The 15,737-nt window shown below is 42.9% G+C and carries 16 protein-coding genes; 6 read left to right on the forward strand and 10 right to left on the reverse strand.

Annotated elements, in window-relative coordinates; all coding sequences use genetic code 11:
* Positions 1 to 76: 76 nt before the first annotated feature.
* Together lptG and lptF are read right to left on the reverse strand one after the other, a co-directional pair.
* Entirely contained in the window at positions 77 to 1,150 is a 1,074-nt protein-coding gene (gene lptG, locus P255_RS11940) for an LPS export ABC transporter permease LptG (RefSeq protein ID WP_004902578.1), read from the reverse strand.
* Between the two features lie 10 nt (positions 1,151 to 1,160).
* Positions 1,161 to 2,252, reverse strand: a complete 1,092-nt coding sequence (gene lptF / locus P255_RS11945) for an LPS export ABC transporter permease LptF (protein ID WP_004902579.1) — start codon at positions 2,250 to 2,252, stop codon at positions 1,161 to 1,163.
* A gap of 156 nt (positions 2,253 to 2,408) precedes the next feature.
* Between lptF and P255_RS11950 the strand changes: the two genes are divergently transcribed.
* From P255_RS11950 to P255_RS11960, 3 genes are read left to right on the forward strand one after another with little or no spacing between them, the layout of a single operon-like run.
* A complete protein-coding gene (locus P255_RS11950; protein ID WP_004902582.1) occupies positions 2,409 to 3,842 on the forward strand; it encodes a leucyl aminopeptidase in 1,434 nt (477 codons plus the stop codon).
* The gene (locus tag P255_RS11955) at positions 3,835 to 4,242 is read left to right on the forward strand and encodes a DNA polymerase III subunit chi (protein ID WP_004902583.1); all 408 of its coding nucleotides are present in this window, start codon (positions 3,835 to 3,837) and stop codon (positions 4,240 to 4,242) included. The genes P255_RS11950 and P255_RS11955 overlap by 8 nt, the downstream gene beginning before the upstream one ends.
* Before the next feature lie 33 nt (positions 4,243 to 4,275).
* Positions 4,276 to 4,896, forward strand: a complete 621-nt coding sequence (locus P255_RS11960; protein WP_004902586.1) for a hypothetical protein — start codon at positions 4,276 to 4,278, stop codon at positions 4,894 to 4,896.
* Between the two features lie 29 nt (positions 4,897 to 4,925).
* Here P255_RS11960 and P255_RS11965 read toward each other — a convergent pair whose 3' ends face one another.
* The 6 genes from P255_RS11965 to glnK all read right to left on the reverse strand — a co-directional run bounded on the left by P255_RS11965 (position 4,926) and on the right by glnK (position 10,376).
* On the reverse strand, positions 4,926 to 5,585 hold the full coding sequence (locus tag P255_RS11965) for a riboflavin synthase (protein WP_004749940.1): 660 nt from the start codon (positions 5,583 to 5,585) through the stop codon (positions 4,926 to 4,928).
* Between the two features lie 21 nt (positions 5,586 to 5,606).
* Positions 5,607 to 6,899 carry a DNA adenine methylase gene (locus P255_RS11970; RefSeq protein ID WP_004902589.1) on the reverse strand — a complete coding sequence of 431 codons (1,293 nt, stop codon included), beginning with the start codon at positions 6,897 to 6,899 and terminating at the stop codon, positions 5,607 to 5,609.
* A 2-nt stretch (positions 6,900 to 6,901) separates the two neighbouring features.
* Positions 6,902 to 7,981, reverse strand: a complete 1,080-nt coding sequence (ribD, locus tag P255_RS11975; protein ID WP_035365578.1) for a bifunctional diaminohydroxyphosphoribosylaminopyrimidine deaminase/5-amino-6-(5-phosphoribosylamino)uracil reductase RibD — start codon at positions 7,979 to 7,981, stop codon at positions 6,902 to 6,904.
* Positions 7,982 to 7,987: 6 nt separating this feature from the next.
* On the reverse strand, positions 7,988 to 8,446 hold the full coding sequence (gene nrdR / locus P255_RS11980) for a transcriptional regulator NrdR (protein WP_004902592.1): 459 nt from the start codon (positions 8,444 to 8,446) through the stop codon (positions 7,988 to 7,990).
* 123 nt (positions 8,447 to 8,569) lie between these two features.
* Positions 8,570 to 9,976, reverse strand: a complete 1,407-nt coding sequence (locus P255_RS11985; RefSeq protein ID WP_004902594.1) for an ammonium transporter — start codon at positions 9,974 to 9,976, stop codon at positions 8,570 to 8,572.
* A gap of 61 nt (positions 9,977 to 10,037) precedes the next feature.
* Positions 10,038 to 10,376, reverse strand: a complete 339-nt coding sequence (gene glnK / locus P255_RS11990; protein ID WP_004749947.1) for a P-II family nitrogen regulator — start codon at positions 10,374 to 10,376, stop codon at positions 10,038 to 10,040.
* A gap of 244 nt (positions 10,377 to 10,620) precedes the next feature.
* On the opposite strand from glnK, the gene P255_RS11995 reads away from it, so the two are divergent.
* Positions 10,621 to 10,848, forward strand: coding sequence for an accessory factor UbiK family protein (locus tag P255_RS11995; protein ID WP_004902597.1), 228 nt, complete (start codon positions 10,621 to 10,623; stop codon positions 10,846 to 10,848).
* A 68-nt stretch (positions 10,849 to 10,916) separates the two neighbouring features.
* Positions 10,917 to 12,407, forward strand: a complete 1,491-nt coding sequence (locus P255_RS12000) for a YifB family Mg chelatase-like AAA ATPase (RefSeq protein WP_004902600.1) — start codon at positions 10,917 to 10,919, stop codon at positions 12,405 to 12,407.
* A gap of 60 nt (positions 12,408 to 12,467) precedes the next feature.
* Here P255_RS12000 and P255_RS12005 read toward each other — a convergent pair whose 3' ends face one another.
* Positions 12,468 to 13,247 carry a TorF family putative porin gene (locus tag P255_RS12005; RefSeq protein WP_004902603.1) on the reverse strand — a complete coding sequence of 260 codons (780 nt, stop codon included), beginning with the start codon at positions 13,245 to 13,247 and terminating at the stop codon, positions 12,468 to 12,470.
* A gap of 498 nt (positions 13,248 to 13,745) precedes the next feature.
* Here P255_RS12005 and P255_RS12010 point away from each other — a divergent pair, with 498 nt between their 5' ends.
* The gene (locus tag P255_RS12010) at positions 13,746 to 15,032 is read left to right on the forward strand and encodes an OprD family outer membrane porin (protein WP_004902605.1); all 1,287 of its coding nucleotides are present in this window, start codon (positions 13,746 to 13,748) and stop codon (positions 15,030 to 15,032) included.
* Positions 15,033 to 15,129: 97 nt separating this feature from the next.
* On the opposite strand, the gene ppa is transcribed toward P255_RS12010, so the two are convergent.
* The gene (gene ppa / locus P255_RS12015; protein WP_004902608.1) at positions 15,130 to 15,657 is read right to left on the reverse strand and encodes an inorganic diphosphatase; all 528 of its coding nucleotides are present in this window, start codon (positions 15,655 to 15,657) and stop codon (positions 15,130 to 15,132) included.
* Positions 15,658 to 15,737: the final 80 nt, after the last annotated feature.

Raw genomic sequence — 15,737 nt, forward strand, 5'->3', positions numbered from 1 at the left:
TTGCGTGCGCGCATTTTACCTAATTTTTAAGCAATTCTCCATCGACTAAAAATTGATGATTATTCTCAGTTCAATATTATTTGGCGCGATTGAGTAAGTATCCCCCTGCGATAAAGATCAGGATAATCGGAATAAAGACAAACCATGCAGGCGACGGTGAATAAACCAGACTCGCATACCCCAAAAAGTCCTGCATATAATAAAAGCCCAGACCAATAAACAAGGCAATCACCAAGCGAAAACCCATCGACTGTTGGCGTAGTGGCCCAAAAATAAATGAACAGGCAATCACCACTAACGCAATCAAGGAGAATGGCATACCGACTTTTTTCCAGAATGCCAGTTGATACGTTTTTGGCACCTGACTATATACTGACAAATAATTGATAAATGAAACTAACTGGCTTGGTGCTAACTCTTCTGGGTCAATCGTCACCATATGCACATATTTAGGCTGTAACGCCAAAGTCAGTGGTAACTGCGCCGATTCAATTAAATGCGCATCACCATTGGGCTGAACCTGCATTTGCTGGCTTTGCTTCAAATTCCATTGTCTGCTACTGCTGCTATATTGCCCCTGCTCAGCATTCAGCACACTTTTTAAGCGATAATTAGCATCAAAATCCAGAACCTGAATATTGCGTAAAACACCTTGTGAATTGGCATAGTTAATATAAATAAAGCGCTGCCCTTCACGTGTCCAGTAGCCTTTCACTTCACCTAAGGCCGCAACTGATTGGTGTTTCTTAATGCTGTCCGCTTTTTCACTACTATAAGGAATCGCCCACTGGCTCAGTGCAAATGCCAAAATGACCAGTAGCATGGCTGAACGCACCACCCATCCCACAATCCGCCATAGGCTAATCCCAACAGAACGCATCACAATCAGCTCACTGTTTGATGCCAGTGTACCTAAACCAATCACTGAGCCAATCAGTGCAGAAATCGGTAAAATCTGATACAAGTAATAAGGTGTATTCCAAAAAACATATTGAACGGCCTGCCAAGCGTTATAATCACTTTTGAGTTCACTCAGCTCCGCCAGATAGGTAAACAGAAACTGTAACAAGGTCAATATAGCTGTAGCCCCTAGCATGGCTAAAGTAGAGGTTTTCGTCACATGTTTAGCGACTAGACGACGTGCGAACATTAGCTTAACCTCACTTGCTCAATTTAAGTTTTAACTTTGGCGCAAGGTTCGGTTTGCGCAAAAATAAGATTGTGACAAAAGCATATCCAAATATCACAGCGGGATACGCCCAGATACTCAACTGATCTTTGGTGATGCGGGTTTTGACTGCCATCAATGCCACAATCAAACTGGCAAAAATCAAAATAGCAGGTAATAAACGATAGTAACGCCCCTGACGCGGGTTTACTTCAGACAATGCCGTTGCCAAGAGTAATGCCACAACAATTGCAAATGGCACACACAAACGCCAACCGAGTTCACTTTGTACAACAGGGTTTTGGCGTTTCTCCCAAAGCTGTTGTAAACGCATTGACTCTGCTTTATCACCCGAAATGTCGGCTTCTTTATTATTTTCAATTCTTAAACGGTAACTTTTAAATTCGGCCTGCGTATAACGTGGCTGTCCCGGATAAATTTCATAACGGCGACCGTCAATCAAATCCACCACACTGGCCGTGTCATTGGGAATCTCTACGCGAGTTGCTTCACGCGCCAAAATGACCACATCAGGTTTACCTTCTTTGATCGCACGTTGATAAAACACAATATCACGCAAATTTTTACGGTCTTCTGACAAGTCACTGGCATAAATCGTATAAGCACCAGAAGACACAAACTCTTTGGGGCGTACCAGATCAAATCCTGTGCGTACAGCCTGCGTACTCGACAGCTGTTCAAATTTACGTAGTCCCCACGGTGACACCCACACCATCATGACAAGCTGCACGATCAGAAAAACTATCGTAAGCGGTGCAAGTAAGCGTGCCAATTGGTTGCGACTCACGCCACTGGCATTGAGCACGGCCATCTCATGATCAATATATAAACGCCCAAAAACCAGCATCAAGCCAATAAAAAAGCCCAATGGCATAATCAGGGTTAAAAATTCAGGTAATCGATAGCCAATAATGCTAAATAAGATATTGGCATCTATACGACCTTGAGCAGCAATACCAAAATATTTGATTAAGCGACCGCCCATCATGATTAATGTGAGTAAGGCGATGACGACCAAAGAGGTCTCCATGACCTGCTTAACAAGATAACGTCGAATAATCAAAGGAAGCTTCCGTAAAAAATGAAAACATGACTGATGAATAGTTTAACCCAATAGCCAGCAGAAAAAACCCATACTTGTATTGCACATTGCAACCTGATCCAGTGTAATGTTGCAATCGTTTAAATTCCGCAAACATCAATAGGCATCTAAAACCATATGAAACTGTCTTTAAAACGCACTCAAGACACTGGCTCTGCCCTGTTTGTCTTGGTGGATGCTGAACAAATCCAACATCCAACAGCGCAGCATATTAAAAACTACCAGCAACTGATTGCGACCACACAATTTAAAGCAAGCTTGAATGAAAGTGTAACCTTAATTACACAGCACGATCATTATCCATTTTGTAGCTTGCTTGGTCTAGGTAATGCAGCACAAATTCAAGCAGCACAGCTCGGCAAATTAGCACAAAGCATTATTAAAGAATCACAAAAAAAATATAGCCGCATTGATATTGACCTATCCGCGTTACCTGAACAGTTGCATACACTGTTTGTGATGAGCTTAACCCAAGCCAATTATGCCTTCGATGAATTCAAATCCAAGAAAAATGAATTTATCTTAGAAGAAATCCAGTTCATTGCAGAAAAATCACCACTGAATGCAGAACAGCTTCAGTTATTGCAAGCGATTAATGCTGGGCAAGATCTGGCACGTGATCTGGGCAATCGTCCTGGTAATATCTGTTTCCCTGAGTACCTTGCCGAGCAAGCACTCGCATTGGCAGCAGAATATCCTGACCTGCTTAAAGTCACTGTACTCGATGAACAGCAAATTGCTGATTTGGGAATGAATGCATTTCTGGCTGTGAGCAAAGGTTCTGCACGTGCAGGCCGTATCATCACCCTTGAATACAAAGCCGAATTAGAGCAAGCCCCGATTGTCCTTGTCGGTAAAGGTGTGACTTTTGACACAGGTGGTATTTCACTCAAACCAGGCTTAGGCATGGATGAAATGAAATTTGACATGTGTGGTGCAGCATCAGTTTTGGGAACCATGCGTGCGCTATGTGAAGCGAAATTACCAATTCATGTGGTGGGTGCTGTGGCGGCTGCGGAAAATATGCCATCTGACCATGCGACCCGTCCAGGGGATATTGTCACCACCATGAGTGGGCAAACCGTGGAAATTCTCAATACCGATGCGGAAGGTCGATTGGTACTCTGCGATACCTTAACGTATATCCAACGCTTTAACCCTGCGGTCGTGATTGATATTGCAACATTGACAGGCGCTTGTGTCGTGGCACTCGGTAAAGTGCTGAGTGGTTTATTCTCGCCAGATGACGCTTTGGCACAAGAGTTGACTCAAGCGGGTGAACAAAGCTTTGACCGTGTATGGCGCATGCCAGTGCTAGATGACTATCAAGAATTACTGGATTCACCATTTGCCGATATTGCCAATATTGGCGGGCCACACGGCGGTGCAATTACAGCGGCGTGCTTCTTGCAACGCTTTACCCGTGACTACCGCTGGGCACATTTAGATGTTGCAGGCACAGCATGGCTTTCTGGTAGCAATAAAGGTGCTACAGGTCGTCCTGTACCACTACTCATGCAATTTATTGCGAACCGTGTTCAACATGACTAAAGTCAGTTTTTATTTGTTTGAAAATAGCGTAGAACGGCAAGTCGGCAGTGCTTGCCGTTTATCGCGCAAACTGTTGCGTCAACCTGTTCGGATTTGGTGGTATTGCTGTCAAGCCGAACAGCAACAGTTACTTGATGAGGCTTTGTGGACTTTTGATCCACAAAGTTTTATTCCTCATGGTATTGATCAGCCGCAAGCCAGTGTCTGTATTTCAGCACAATTGCCTGATCAGGGTTCCTGGCTGATCTTTAACTTTGAACAGCAGGCACTCGAACCTCAAGACACGTTTGAACACATTATTGAAATTGTCGAAAATCAAGAATCGACTAAAATAATAGGACGCAACAAGTTTAGACAGTATCGCGATTGGGGCATAAGCCCACGTACTTTTAAATTATAATATAAACCAATGTGTTATTTTGAGGAGTGAAATGTGGCGTTAGATGTTGGAGCAGATTTTGAAAAGCGTTGGCTCAATGCACCACAAGCTGTTCGCCAAACTTATATCGATGATCTGACTCGTATTTGTGAATTATTTTCGAACGATGTGCGTTTAGAAGACTGGCTGTCTAAAAATAAACAAGCCCAGCTCCAGTCCTATGAAACCATCGAAAATGCCTACGCCGAACTCAAGGCACAGCTCCTTGAAGAAGCCCGTATTCGCCGTCAACATGCCTTGGAACAATCTTTGGCAAAAAAGCGCGCCCAGCAACAGGCGTATATTGATGACCTGCAACTGGATGAACGCCTGCAACATCAGGCACAAACTCAACAATTACAAGCATTGCAACAACAACTCAGTCAGGAAAGCCTGACATATAGTGAACGCTATACAACAACTCCAAAACTACGTTTTGAAGCGACCAGAAACAGTGTCATTAGCCCTGAAATTCAGCATGCACTGGATAACTTAAAAATTCGGTTAGAACTTGAAGCTGAAAGTTTAATTGAGCAGATTCAACACAGTGTCGCCAGTTTAAATCAGAAAATTCAGCAAGCCGCGGATGAAGAAATCCGCTACTTGCTGGAACAGCATTCCTCTTCGGAGACTTAAAAAAAATCTCGGCAAATGCCGAGATTTTTTTATTTTAGAAAGCCATTTTCCGCGAGAAATGACATGCTAATGTTGGACTGTGTCTTTTGTTCAGCAGCTTTATCACCCAGCAATAAGCGTTCGATATAACGTGCCAGCACATCAACTTCGAGATTGACTTTTGAGCCTTGTTTCCATGTGCCAATATTGGTACGTTCCGCAGTATGTGGAATCAGATTCAGACTTAAAATATTGCCTCGCAAATGGTTAATCGTCAGGCTAATACCATCTACCGTAACTGAACCTTTTTCAGCCAGATACTTTGCAAGCTCAGCAGGTGCTGTCACTTCAAAATACAGAGAACGGGCATCTTCACGTACCAAAGTAATTTCACCAATCCCATCGACATGTCCACTGACAATATGCCCGCCAAAACGGGTCGTTGGCAACATGGCTTTCTCGACATTGACCGCCTGCCCCACTTGCCAAGTCCCCAATGTGGTACGGTTGAGACTTTCACGGGAAACATCGGCAGCATACCAGTTGTCGCCCCATTCAATCACAGTCAGACAGATACCATTGGTGGCAATCGAATCACCCAAATGCACATCCGACATGTCTAAATCGGTCTGAATCCGTAACCGTACATCACCACCCACATTTTGCAGGCTGGACACTTTACCGAGGCTTTCAATAATTCCTGTGAACATAGTCTATTCTCTTTATTTTGCTTACCACAATGCAAGCTGGGTACTGGCACCAAAGGTATCTACCCCACCCAATTCAGCACAATGATAAAGTTGTCCCAATAACTGACGCAATGGCGGCCCAGACTTGGCATGGGTATCGGTAATCACGATAAATTCCAGTACACGCGCACGCTCAGACTGACGTTGTTTGCTCACGCGATAACGTGGCACATCTTGTGTTAATAAGGTCACTCGCCCGCGTTCCAAGTTGGCTTTCAGCAAATCTTTGGCGGCAATGTTGCCATCGGTTGAATAACTGGTCAGGATGTAACGTGCGTTGATCGTTGACAGCAAGGTTTCGTAAGCATCCTTAGCATGTTTCGATGAGTTATATGGGCTTGGACGCTCTTTGCGCCATGCACGGTCAATCCCGCTTTTAAAGCCTTTGGTGTCTGGCGAAGGTAAATCTGCCTGATCCCACAAGGTCAGTGAATTCAACACATGATAGTTACTGCTATAAGCATGCTGATTGTAAGGTGGATCCAAATAAGCAACATCAACCTCAAAACCACTCATTTGATTTGCCAAATGCTGAGCATCGACACACCACATTTCTGCCATCGGATTTTTAACATCACCGATTTCACAAAAACGACTTGGCGTTAACCACAATAATGACTCGATACGTTCCAGCGCAGTCTGGGTTTTACCACCCCAACCATGATGGAAGCTTTTGAATACACCACTGGTATTGCTGACAAAACTGGCGGAATACAGCAATGGTGCGAGCAAAGCGCTCATTTCAATATCGTCAATTGCGCCTTCTGCCTGCCAAGTAGCAATTTGCTGGCGAATAGCATCAATCCGCATGCCATTACGGCGCTTGAAGAACAAGCGGTCACGTGCAGGATCATATTCTTCATCTTTTCGTGGGCAAAGATTATGCGTGACCCAGCCTTTTACCAGTGGCAAGCGGTTAAGATAATCAATGGCTTTCTGATAACCACCCAGCTCTTTAAACTTTGGTGCATCAATACAAGACAACACCGCATGATTTAAAGCGTGGCTATATGGCTCCCAGTCATTTGCAATCACCCGATAACCATTCTGGCGCGCCAAACGGGATACCACACCACTACCTGCAAAAAAGTCTGCAAAAATAGGGGCACGCTTGCCTTTGTGATTCAGTGTTCCTGTTTCTTCCAGCGCTTCTAAAATCAGATGTAGCAGTCGACGCTTATTCCCCAGATATGGCACCAACTGATGAAACAAGTATTCATCAGTGGTACGGGCAGCATGACGGCGTTTATGATAAAGCGTTGTTTCTGAACTCATAATCACTCTTGCAATGGCGTTAAGTTAAGGCGGATATCTTCCCCAACTTGGGCAATTTCTTGAATATGCAAACGATATTGCTGGTTAAGACTCTGCAAATCGACTTGGAACATGGCACGAGCTGAATGCCCCAATAAAGTTGGCGCAATATAATGAATATATTCATCAACCAAGTGCTGCTGAATAAATGCTGAAGTCAAGGTTGCACCCGCCTCAACCAATACATCATAAATCTGATAATCACGTACCAATTGCTTGAGCAATTGATCTAAAGGCTGTACTGCTATCTGTACCACCCCTAAATCTGCCAGTTCCTGACGAAAAGGTCCCATGACCATCAGTGTTTCAGGCTGTTGCAAAATTTTGGCGGTTAATGGCAAGCGTCCCTGACGATCCAGCACCACACGTTTTGGCTGAACCACACCACTCAGATCAACATCGGCGAGTTCACGTACATTGAGCTGACAGTCATCGGCTAGAACTGTCCCGATTCCCGTAATCACAGCACTTGAAATGGCACGCCAGTGCTGTACATCTTGGCGTGCTACAGTGCTTGTAATCCATTTTGACTCGCCCGATGCCATTGCAGTTCGACCATCGAGGCTTGCCGCAATTTTTACACGGACATACGGCATTTGCGTTGCCATCGCTTTTAAAAAGCCTTTGTTTAATGCAGCAGCTTCAGCGTTACAAATGCCTGATTCAACCTCAATACCTGCGGCTTTTAAAATCCCGATACCTTTACCTGCCACTAACGGATTTGGATCTAAACAGGCAATCACCACTTTTTTCACTTGCGCTTTGACCAATGCTTCAGCACATGGCGGCGTACGACCATAATGCGCACAAGGTTCCAGCGTCACATAAGCCGTTGCACCTTGTGCTTGTTCAGCTGCCTGACGTAAGGCAAACACTTCAGCATGAGGCTGTCCTGCACGTGGGTGAAACCCTTGACCAATTACCTGACCATCTTTAACAATGACACAACCCACATTCGGGTTTGGCTTGGTACTGTAACAACCTTGCTTGGCAAGCCCAATTGCCTGCTGCATATAGCGTTCATCAACAGAATAATTCGACATCATGTGTTAGTGTTCTCGTTGTTGCATGAGTTCAATATGTTGGCGAAAAGCTTCTACATCCTGAAAATCCTGATAAACCGAAGCGAAACGAACATACGCCACATGATCTAAACCAAACAAAGCCTGCATCACAATTTCACCAATGGTACGCGAGCTGACATCACGCTCACCTAAACGACGAATCTTAATTTGAATATCACTGAGTACAGTTTCAATTTGTTCTTGTGTGACTGGACGTTTCTGCAAAGCATGCATCAGTGAGCGGCGTAATTTAGCTTCATCAAATGGTTCATTTTTACCATTTGATTTAATCACACGTGGCATAACCACTTCATAACTTTCAAATGTCGTAAAACGTTCGCCACAACTTGGACATTCACGACGACGACGAATCTGACTTCCTTCCGCAGCTAAACGTGAGTCAATCACTTTGCTATCGGCAACATTACAAAACGGACAATGCATTACACAATGAATCAAGCAAAACGGTAATTCTAGTGTATCAAAAATCTTCCAGATACTAAATGTTGTGTTTGAAATAAAAAACAGCCCCGATTGGAGCTGTTTTTTCAATCTAAAAGCGAGAACTTATTCGATACGTTCGCCATGTTGGCTAAGGTCAAGACCCATACGCTCGTCATCATTGCTCGCACGTAGACCAATGACCACATCGATCACTTTCAAGATCACGAAAGTCAAAATACCACTGTAGGCAATTGTTGCAAGTACACCTTCAACTTGCACCCAAACTTGGTGTGCGATATCTGTTGGCGCTTTGCTTCCCATGATGAATGAGCTTGCAAATACACCTGTCAAGATTGCACCCACAATACCACCTACGGCGTGTAGACCAAAAGCATCGAGTGAATCGTCGACTTTAAGTAAGCGTTTAAGACCTGTTGTACCCCAGAAGCATACCACGCCTCCGATCAAGCCCATGATTAAAGCACCACTTACAGTCACATAACCCGCTGCTGGTGTAATCACAACAAGCCCTGCAACCGCACCAGAAGCTACACCCAACACAGAACCTTTACCACGAATCATTTTTTCAACAAACAACCAAGAAATAGCGGCGGCGGCGGCGGCAACTTGTGTGGTGAGCACGGCATAACCTGCAGCGCCATTTGCACCTAAAGCTGAACCACCATTGAAACCGAACCAACCCACCCATAACATGCTTGCGCCGATAACCGTCAAGACAAGGTTATGTGGTGCCATAGATTCTTTACCAAGGCCAATACGTTTACCCAAGAGGTATGCAGCAACCAGACCTGCAACACCAGAGTTAATATGCACGACTGTACCACCAGCAAAGTCAAGCGCACCATCTGTGCCTAACCAGCCGCCACCCCAAACCCAGTGAGTAATTGGTGCATACACTGCAATCACCCAAATGGTAATAAATGCCACGAATGCGCCAAACTTCATACGTTCAGCAACAGAACCACTAATAATCGCGACTGTAATAATTGCAAAAGTCATTTGGAAGATAACGAAAAGAATTTCTGGAATCGTTCCCTGCAAAGTATCCGTATTAATACCAGCCAGCATGGTTTTACTAAAACCACCAATAAAAGCATTGCCTGTATCAAATGCCAAGGTGTAACCAATCACCACCCAGACAATACTCACAATCACGGCTGCCATAAAGCTATGCGCCATGGTTCCCAATACGTTCTTTTTACGAACCATACCGCCATAGAATAAAGCCAATCCCGGAATGGTCATCAGAAGGACTAATGCGGTAGAGATGAGAATCCATGCCGTATCACCAGTATCCAATTTTGGTTTGGCTGCTGGCGCAGGAGCAGGCGTTGTTGCTGCGGGTGCTAATGCTGGTGTTGCAGTGGTGGCAGATGCTGCCGTGGTTGTTGCGTCCGATGCAGCAACTACTGTTTGTTTAGGTGCAGAAGACGTTGCTTCTTCTGCCCAAGCAGCAGAACCACCAAATAATGCGCCAGATAAACTAAGCGCCATGATTATTTTTTTCATGTGTATCCCCCAACCTTAATCTTTTGCGAGCTAAACTCTACTGAGCAAACTTCGTGCCAAATTACACAGCATCTGGACCAGTTTCACCTGTACGAATACGGATAACTTGCTCAAGGTTGGTGACAAAAATTTTACCATCACCAATTTTACCTGTGCTTGCGACACGGGTAATAGATTCAATCACTGAATCCACCATTTCATCACTAATGGCAATTTCAATTTTAACTTTTGGTAGGAAATCAACGACATACTCAGCACCACGGTACAATTCCGTATGACCTTTTTGGCGACCGAAACCTTTAACTTCGGTTACGGTGATCCCTTGAACACCAATTTCAGAGAGTGCTTCACGCACATCATCCAATTTGAATGGTTTTACAATTGCAGTTACGAGCTTCATGTTTGTTTTCCTTCGGCTTGTTGTTCAGCTGTAAGGTTTTATGTTCAATTTTCATGCCAATATCCCTGCGGTTAGGGGAATACAGAAATATCTGACATGAATCCACTTTATACCCTATTTTAACGCTTTACGTGCATAGATCAGAAAAAAAAGAAGTTTTTTTTCAATTTATGATGCTCTAAACACATCATGCTAGAATGCTGCAGATTTTTAACATTTTCTGCACATTTATGAGGATCTTATAATGATTGAAACCTTATTAGAGGCGATATTAGAGCAAATTGATCAGCCCAAAAAGGACTTGGAGCACAATTTAAGGGCGCTCCTCAATGAAGCTGTGAGTCGCATGGATTTAGTCTCTCAAGAGGAAATTCAGCGCCAAAAAAATGCACTATTTATTGCAAATCAACGCCTAGCAATTTTAGATGAAAAAATTAAACAACTTGAAAACAGCCTGCAATCACAAAAATAAGCACCATAGTTGTGCAAAAAAATAGAATTTTGATTAAATAATAAGCACCAAAACGGAACTAAAATAACATGTCGTTTGCTAAAATTTATACACGGGGAGTATTGGGACTCCATGCTCCCCTTATTGAAGTTGAAGTCCATGTCAGTCAAGGATTACCTTCTTTAACAATTGTTGGCTTAGCTGAAGCTGCGGTACGCGAAAGTAAAGATCGAGTCCGTTCAGCAATCATTAATAGTGGTTTTCAGTTCCCGACCAAACGCCTCACGATCAATTTAGCCCCTGCAGACTTACCCAAAGATGGTTCACGGCTTGATTTGCCAATTGCCTTGGGAATTTTAATTGCTTCTGGGCAAATTCCTGACCAGAAAATTACAGACTACGAATTGATCGGTGAACTGGCTCTGGATGGGCAATTACGCGCTGTTTCGAGTACGCTAAGTATTGCGTTGGCTTGTCAGAAAGCCCAGCATAAACTGTTATTGCCAACAGACAATGCCAATGAAGCTGCCCAGTTACAACAGCTTGACGTCTATGCAGCCAGTTCACTTCAGCAAGTTTGCCAACATTTTTTAGAACAGCAACCGATTCAGGTCACGCTCCCCTTGCAAAACCTTGCCACCTCACCGCAGTTACTGGATCTGGCAGATATTAAAGGTCAGCTTCGACCGCGTCGTGCCTTAGAAATTGCGGCGGCTGGCGGACATTCTATTTTATTTCGTGGCCCGCCTGGCACAGGTAAAACCTTACTGGCATCACGGCTCCCTGGTATTCTTCCCGCACTCGATCAAGAAGATAGTCTCACCGTTGCCAGTATTTATTCGGTTGCCAATCAATCTTATCAATTTGGACAGCGCCCCTTTCGTGCACCACATCATACCGCGTCAGCAATTGCGCTGGTTGGAGGAGGCTCACAGCCAAAACCAGGTGAAATTACGCTTGCCCATTTAGGGGTGTTATTTTTAGATGAACTTCCCGAATTTGATCGTAAGGTTTTAGAAGTTCTGCGCCAACCTTTAGAAAATCAGGAAATTGTGATTTCGCGAGCAGCTCGGCAGATGACGTTCCCAGCACAGTTTCAACTGGTTGCAGCCATGAATCCCTGCCCTTGTGGTTATGCTTTTAATCAGGACAGCCGTTGCCAATGTTCTGCTGAAGCGATTAAACGCTATCAGAACCGAATTTCAGGGCCATTGCTGGATCGTATTGATTTACATATTGATGTGCCGCCACTCTCGGCACAAGACCTGCAAACCCAGCTCCCAAGTGAAACTTCTACAACAGTTCGTGCTCGGGTCTTGGCAGCTTATCAATTTCAGCTCTCCCGCCAAGGGTTTAGTAATCAGCAGTTATCCCCTCAGCAACTTGAACAATATGCTGTGCTGTCTAGCGACTCTCAAAAAATGCTGGCGCTTGCACAACAACGTCTCAACCTTTCTGCCCGAGCCTATCATCGGGTACTGCGAGTAGCACGCAGTATTGCTGATCTGGCACAAAGTGAGTCTATTTCCACAGCTCATCTTTCTGAAGCACTGTCCTATCGCAGCCCATTTCAAGGCTAATGTTGCGACATAAAAAAACCGCATGTTTTACATGCGGTTTTTTGGGTAGATCAGCTATTTTTAGAAGGTTTTAGTCAAAGTAAAGACCGCACCTGTACCAGTTTCGCGTTTGACGGCATTTGGCAAACCACTGGTATTGTAATTATTACCAATCGCATCCAGCTCGGCAGTTAAACCAGATACTGATTTAAAGCTATAGGTGACACCCGCTTTCCAGTCTGTAAAGTTGTCATGTTTTTTGTCACCATAACCAAAGATGTCTTTATCCGCTTTGGTATAGCCAGCACCCAAGACACCACCAAAACCTTTGGCGATTGGGAATGAGTAGCTCGCGTTGACATTCCAAGAATTACTGCCTGTATAGCCACCCCAGTCATTGGTGTAGTTCACATTGGTAAATAGACTGTCGCCATTGGTGATTAAGCTTGCAAATGTTAACTTGGCGTAAAATTCTGTCCAGTCCCAATCTTTGCTATGGCTTGGATAGTTATATTCCACAACCCCAACATCGAGCGTTGGCTTAATTTTGCTGGATAATGGCAAAGTGGTTGTAAAACCAATCGATGGGTCGAGCTCTAAATGTGGAACATTCTCACCATCAAAGTCAACATTTGAAGCAAAAGTAGAAAAATACAAACCGCTAGAATGTGCCAAAGTAAATGATCCCTGAATCGCAGGGTCATTTATAGTTTGACTGATACCACGGAAACGATAGTCTGAAGTCAATGCCACATTGCCACTAAATGTTAATCCATATTGTGCCAATGTATTGTTTTCTGCAGCCATTGCTCCTGTTGACAATGCCGATGCAAATAATGCTGTTGTGAGTAGTTTCTTCATTTTGTGATTTCTCCCCAAACCGTGAATTCGATTTTTTGGTTATTTCTTGCAACCCACCTAGTATTAGCAAGACTTATGCCAACTTTCCTTGCCAGCAAATGATTATTCGGCTCATCATTTTTATAAAATTGATCACTTTTAGTTCATTTTAGTGATTTATTTGTATAAAAAAAGTGCATATGCTTCAGCAAGGATTTGTTGAAGCCAAGCAAACTAAAATACATATAACATAGTATGTTTTATTTAGGAAATTATTATGAATGTTGCCAAAAAATGAAAATAAATCTCATTTATATCCAAAAAAAGTATAAATGATCTATTTCATCATCAGGTTTTAAATTTAAAAATATAGATATATTAAAACCATATGAAACTTTAGTGAAAAAATCATGAAATAATATTGATAGTTGCAATCTTTTTATTATAGATTAAACCACACTTTGTAACTTTCTGTATCAAACAGCGTTACGGGTTTTATTTTACTTTTAGGGGCAACCAATGCTAAAAGCACAGAAGCTAACCTTAGCAGTTTTAATTCAGGCTACTTTACTCTCTCCCGCGTTTGCAAGTGAACAAAGCGAATCTAAAGGCTTTGTTGAAGATGCAAGCGCATCAGTTTTATTACGTACAGGTTTTATTGACCGTGATAAAAAAAATGTTGCACCAGGTGTAGACACTCGCTCTACCGTTCAATCTGTTATGTTGAATGCTGAATCTGGTTTCACTCAAGGGACTGTCGGCGTTGCCGTCGGTGTCATTGGTGATTTCTCATTTAAACTCGGTGACAATAAGCACTCTGGCAACCAAATGATTCCTTGGAAAAATGACAATCGTAATGATCCATATGATCAATGGACTCGTGGCGGTGGTTATGTCAAAGTGCGCGCTTCAAATACAACTTTAACTTATGGTACACAAGTTCTTGATATTCCAGTTCTAGCGAGCAACACAGCACGTATGGTACCTGAATATTTCACAGGGACTTTACTTACTAGCCATGAAATTAAAAATTTAGAAGTGATCGCTGGTGAATTTACCAAAGATCAAATGTCTGACCAGATTGCTACAGACCAAAATCATTTAAAACGTGCTTATGTTTGGGGCACAAAATATAAATTTAATGACAAATTCAATGCGTCTTATTACGGTTTAGACAGCAAAGATGCGCTTACACGCCATTATGCTGATTTGAACTTTAAACAACCACTAAGTGATAAAAGTTCATTAACATATGACTTGAGTGGTTATCACACTGAGTGGGATAAAGGTGCAAGTGCATCTTCTTCTAAATTGACCGCTGATTCTTCTGATCGTTCAAATAACATTTGGGCTTTCTCTACAACTTATAACCATGGCCCTCATAGTGTAATGCTTGCTTACCAACAAAGCACAGGTAACACAGGTTATGCTTATAACGAAAATGCGGATGGTTTCCAAAGTATTTACCTGCCAAACTCTTACCTTTCAGACTTTAACGGTCGTGGTGAAAAATCTGCACAAGTTCAATACAGTGTTGATTTAGGTGCTTTCGGTGTTCCTGGCTTATCATTTACAACTGCGTATGTCTATGGTTGGGATATCAACACCAAAACAACGCAAAATGCGAAAGAAAGCGAATTCTTCAACCAGCTTAAATACACTGTTCAATCTGGCTTTGCAAAAGGCGTAAACGTGCGTCTACGTGAATCTATTTATCGTAATAGCCAAGCTTATGCAAACGACTACTACATGCCTGATACCAACGAAACACGTATCTTCCTAGATATCCCTATCAAATTCTTTTAATCATGACTGATTAATACGAATGAAAAAAACCTACACTGTAAAGTGTAGGTTTTTTTATATAAATACATTCTGCTCACAAGCATGAGCAAAAAATGACTTATTTTTTAGCAGCTTCAATTGCTTTAACAACTTCAGCTTTTGCAACATCAGCACCTTCCCAACCAGAGATTTTAACCCATTTGCCAGGTTCTAAATCTTTGTAGTGTGCGAAGAAATGTTCGATTTGGCTGATCAATAATTTTGGCAAATCTGTGTATTCCTGTACATCTTTGTACAATGGAGTCAATTTGTCATGCGGTACAGCAACCAATTTCGCATCGATACCACCGTCATCTTCCATGTTCAATTTACCAACAGGACGGCAACGAATCACAGAACCCGCAGCGATTGGATGTGGAGTCACAACCAACACGTCTAATGGGTCACCATCTTCAGACAAGGTATTTGGCACATAACCATAGTTTGCTGGGTAGAACATTGCTGTACCCATGAAACGGTCTACAAATAATGCATCTGAATCTTTATCAATTTCGTACTTAATTGGTGCAGCATTCGCAGGAATTTCAATGATCACATAGATATCATTTGGTGCATCTTTACCCGCAGGGATATTGTTGTAGCTCATGACAATACTCTTTAAATGGAAACAAATTGAAAAAATTGAGTTGAGAGACTCAAGTTTTATCATGTGCCCAATTATACATG

Source organism: Acinetobacter brisouii CIP 110357, assembly GCF_000488275.1.
GTDB lineage: Bacteria > Pseudomonadota > Gammaproteobacteria > Pseudomonadales > Moraxellaceae > Acinetobacter > Acinetobacter brisouii.

Bases quoted from the DNA above. Each gene is read 5' to 3' on its own strand.
- lptG (WP_004902578.1), bottom strand. From the start codon at position 1,150: ATGTTCGCACGTCGTCTAGTCGCTAAACATGTGACGAAAACCTCTACT.
- P255_RS11950 (WP_004902582.1), top strand. From the start codon at position 2,409: ATGAAACTGTCTTTAAAACGCACTCAAGACACTGGCTCTGCCCTGTTT.
- P255_RS11955 (WP_004902583.1), top strand. From the start codon at position 3,835: ATGACTAAAGTCAGTTTTTATTTGTTTGAAAATAGCGTAGAACGGCAA.
- P255_RS11965 (WP_004749940.1), bottom strand. From the start codon at position 5,585: ATGTTCACAGGAATTATTGAAAGCCTCGGTAAAGTGTCCAGCCTGCAA.
- P255_RS11970 (WP_004902589.1), bottom strand. From the start codon at position 6,899: ATGAGTTCAGAAACAACGCTTTATCATAAACGCCGTCATGCTGCCCGT.
- ribD (WP_035365578.1), bottom strand. From the start codon at position 7,981: ATGTCGAATTATTCTGTTGATGAACGCTATATGCAGCAGGCAATTGGG.
- nrdR (WP_004902592.1), bottom strand. From the start codon at position 8,446: ATGCATTGTCCGTTTTGTAATGTTGCCGATAGCAAAGTGATTGACTCA.
- P255_RS11985 (WP_004902594.1), bottom strand. From the start codon at position 9,976: ATGAAAAAAATAATCATGGCGCTTAGTTTATCTGGCGCATTATTTGGT.
- glnK (WP_004749947.1), bottom strand. From the start codon at position 10,376: ATGAAGCTCGTAACTGCAATTGTAAAACCATTCAAATTGGATGATGTG.
- P255_RS11995 (WP_004902597.1), top strand. From the start codon at position 10,621: ATGATTGAAACCTTATTAGAGGCGATATTAGAGCAAATTGATCAGCCC.
- P255_RS12000 (WP_004902600.1), top strand. From the start codon at position 10,917: ATGTCGTTTGCTAAAATTTATACACGGGGAGTATTGGGACTCCATGCT.
- P255_RS12005 (WP_004902603.1), bottom strand. From the start codon at position 13,247: ATGAAGAAACTACTCACAACAGCATTATTTGCATCGGCATTGTCAACA.
- P255_RS12010 (WP_004902605.1), top strand. From the start codon at position 13,746: ATGCTAAAAGCACAGAAGCTAACCTTAGCAGTTTTAATTCAGGCTACT.
- ppa (WP_004902608.1), bottom strand. From the start codon at position 15,657: ATGAGCTACAACAATATCCCTGCGGGTAAAGATGCACCAAATGATATC.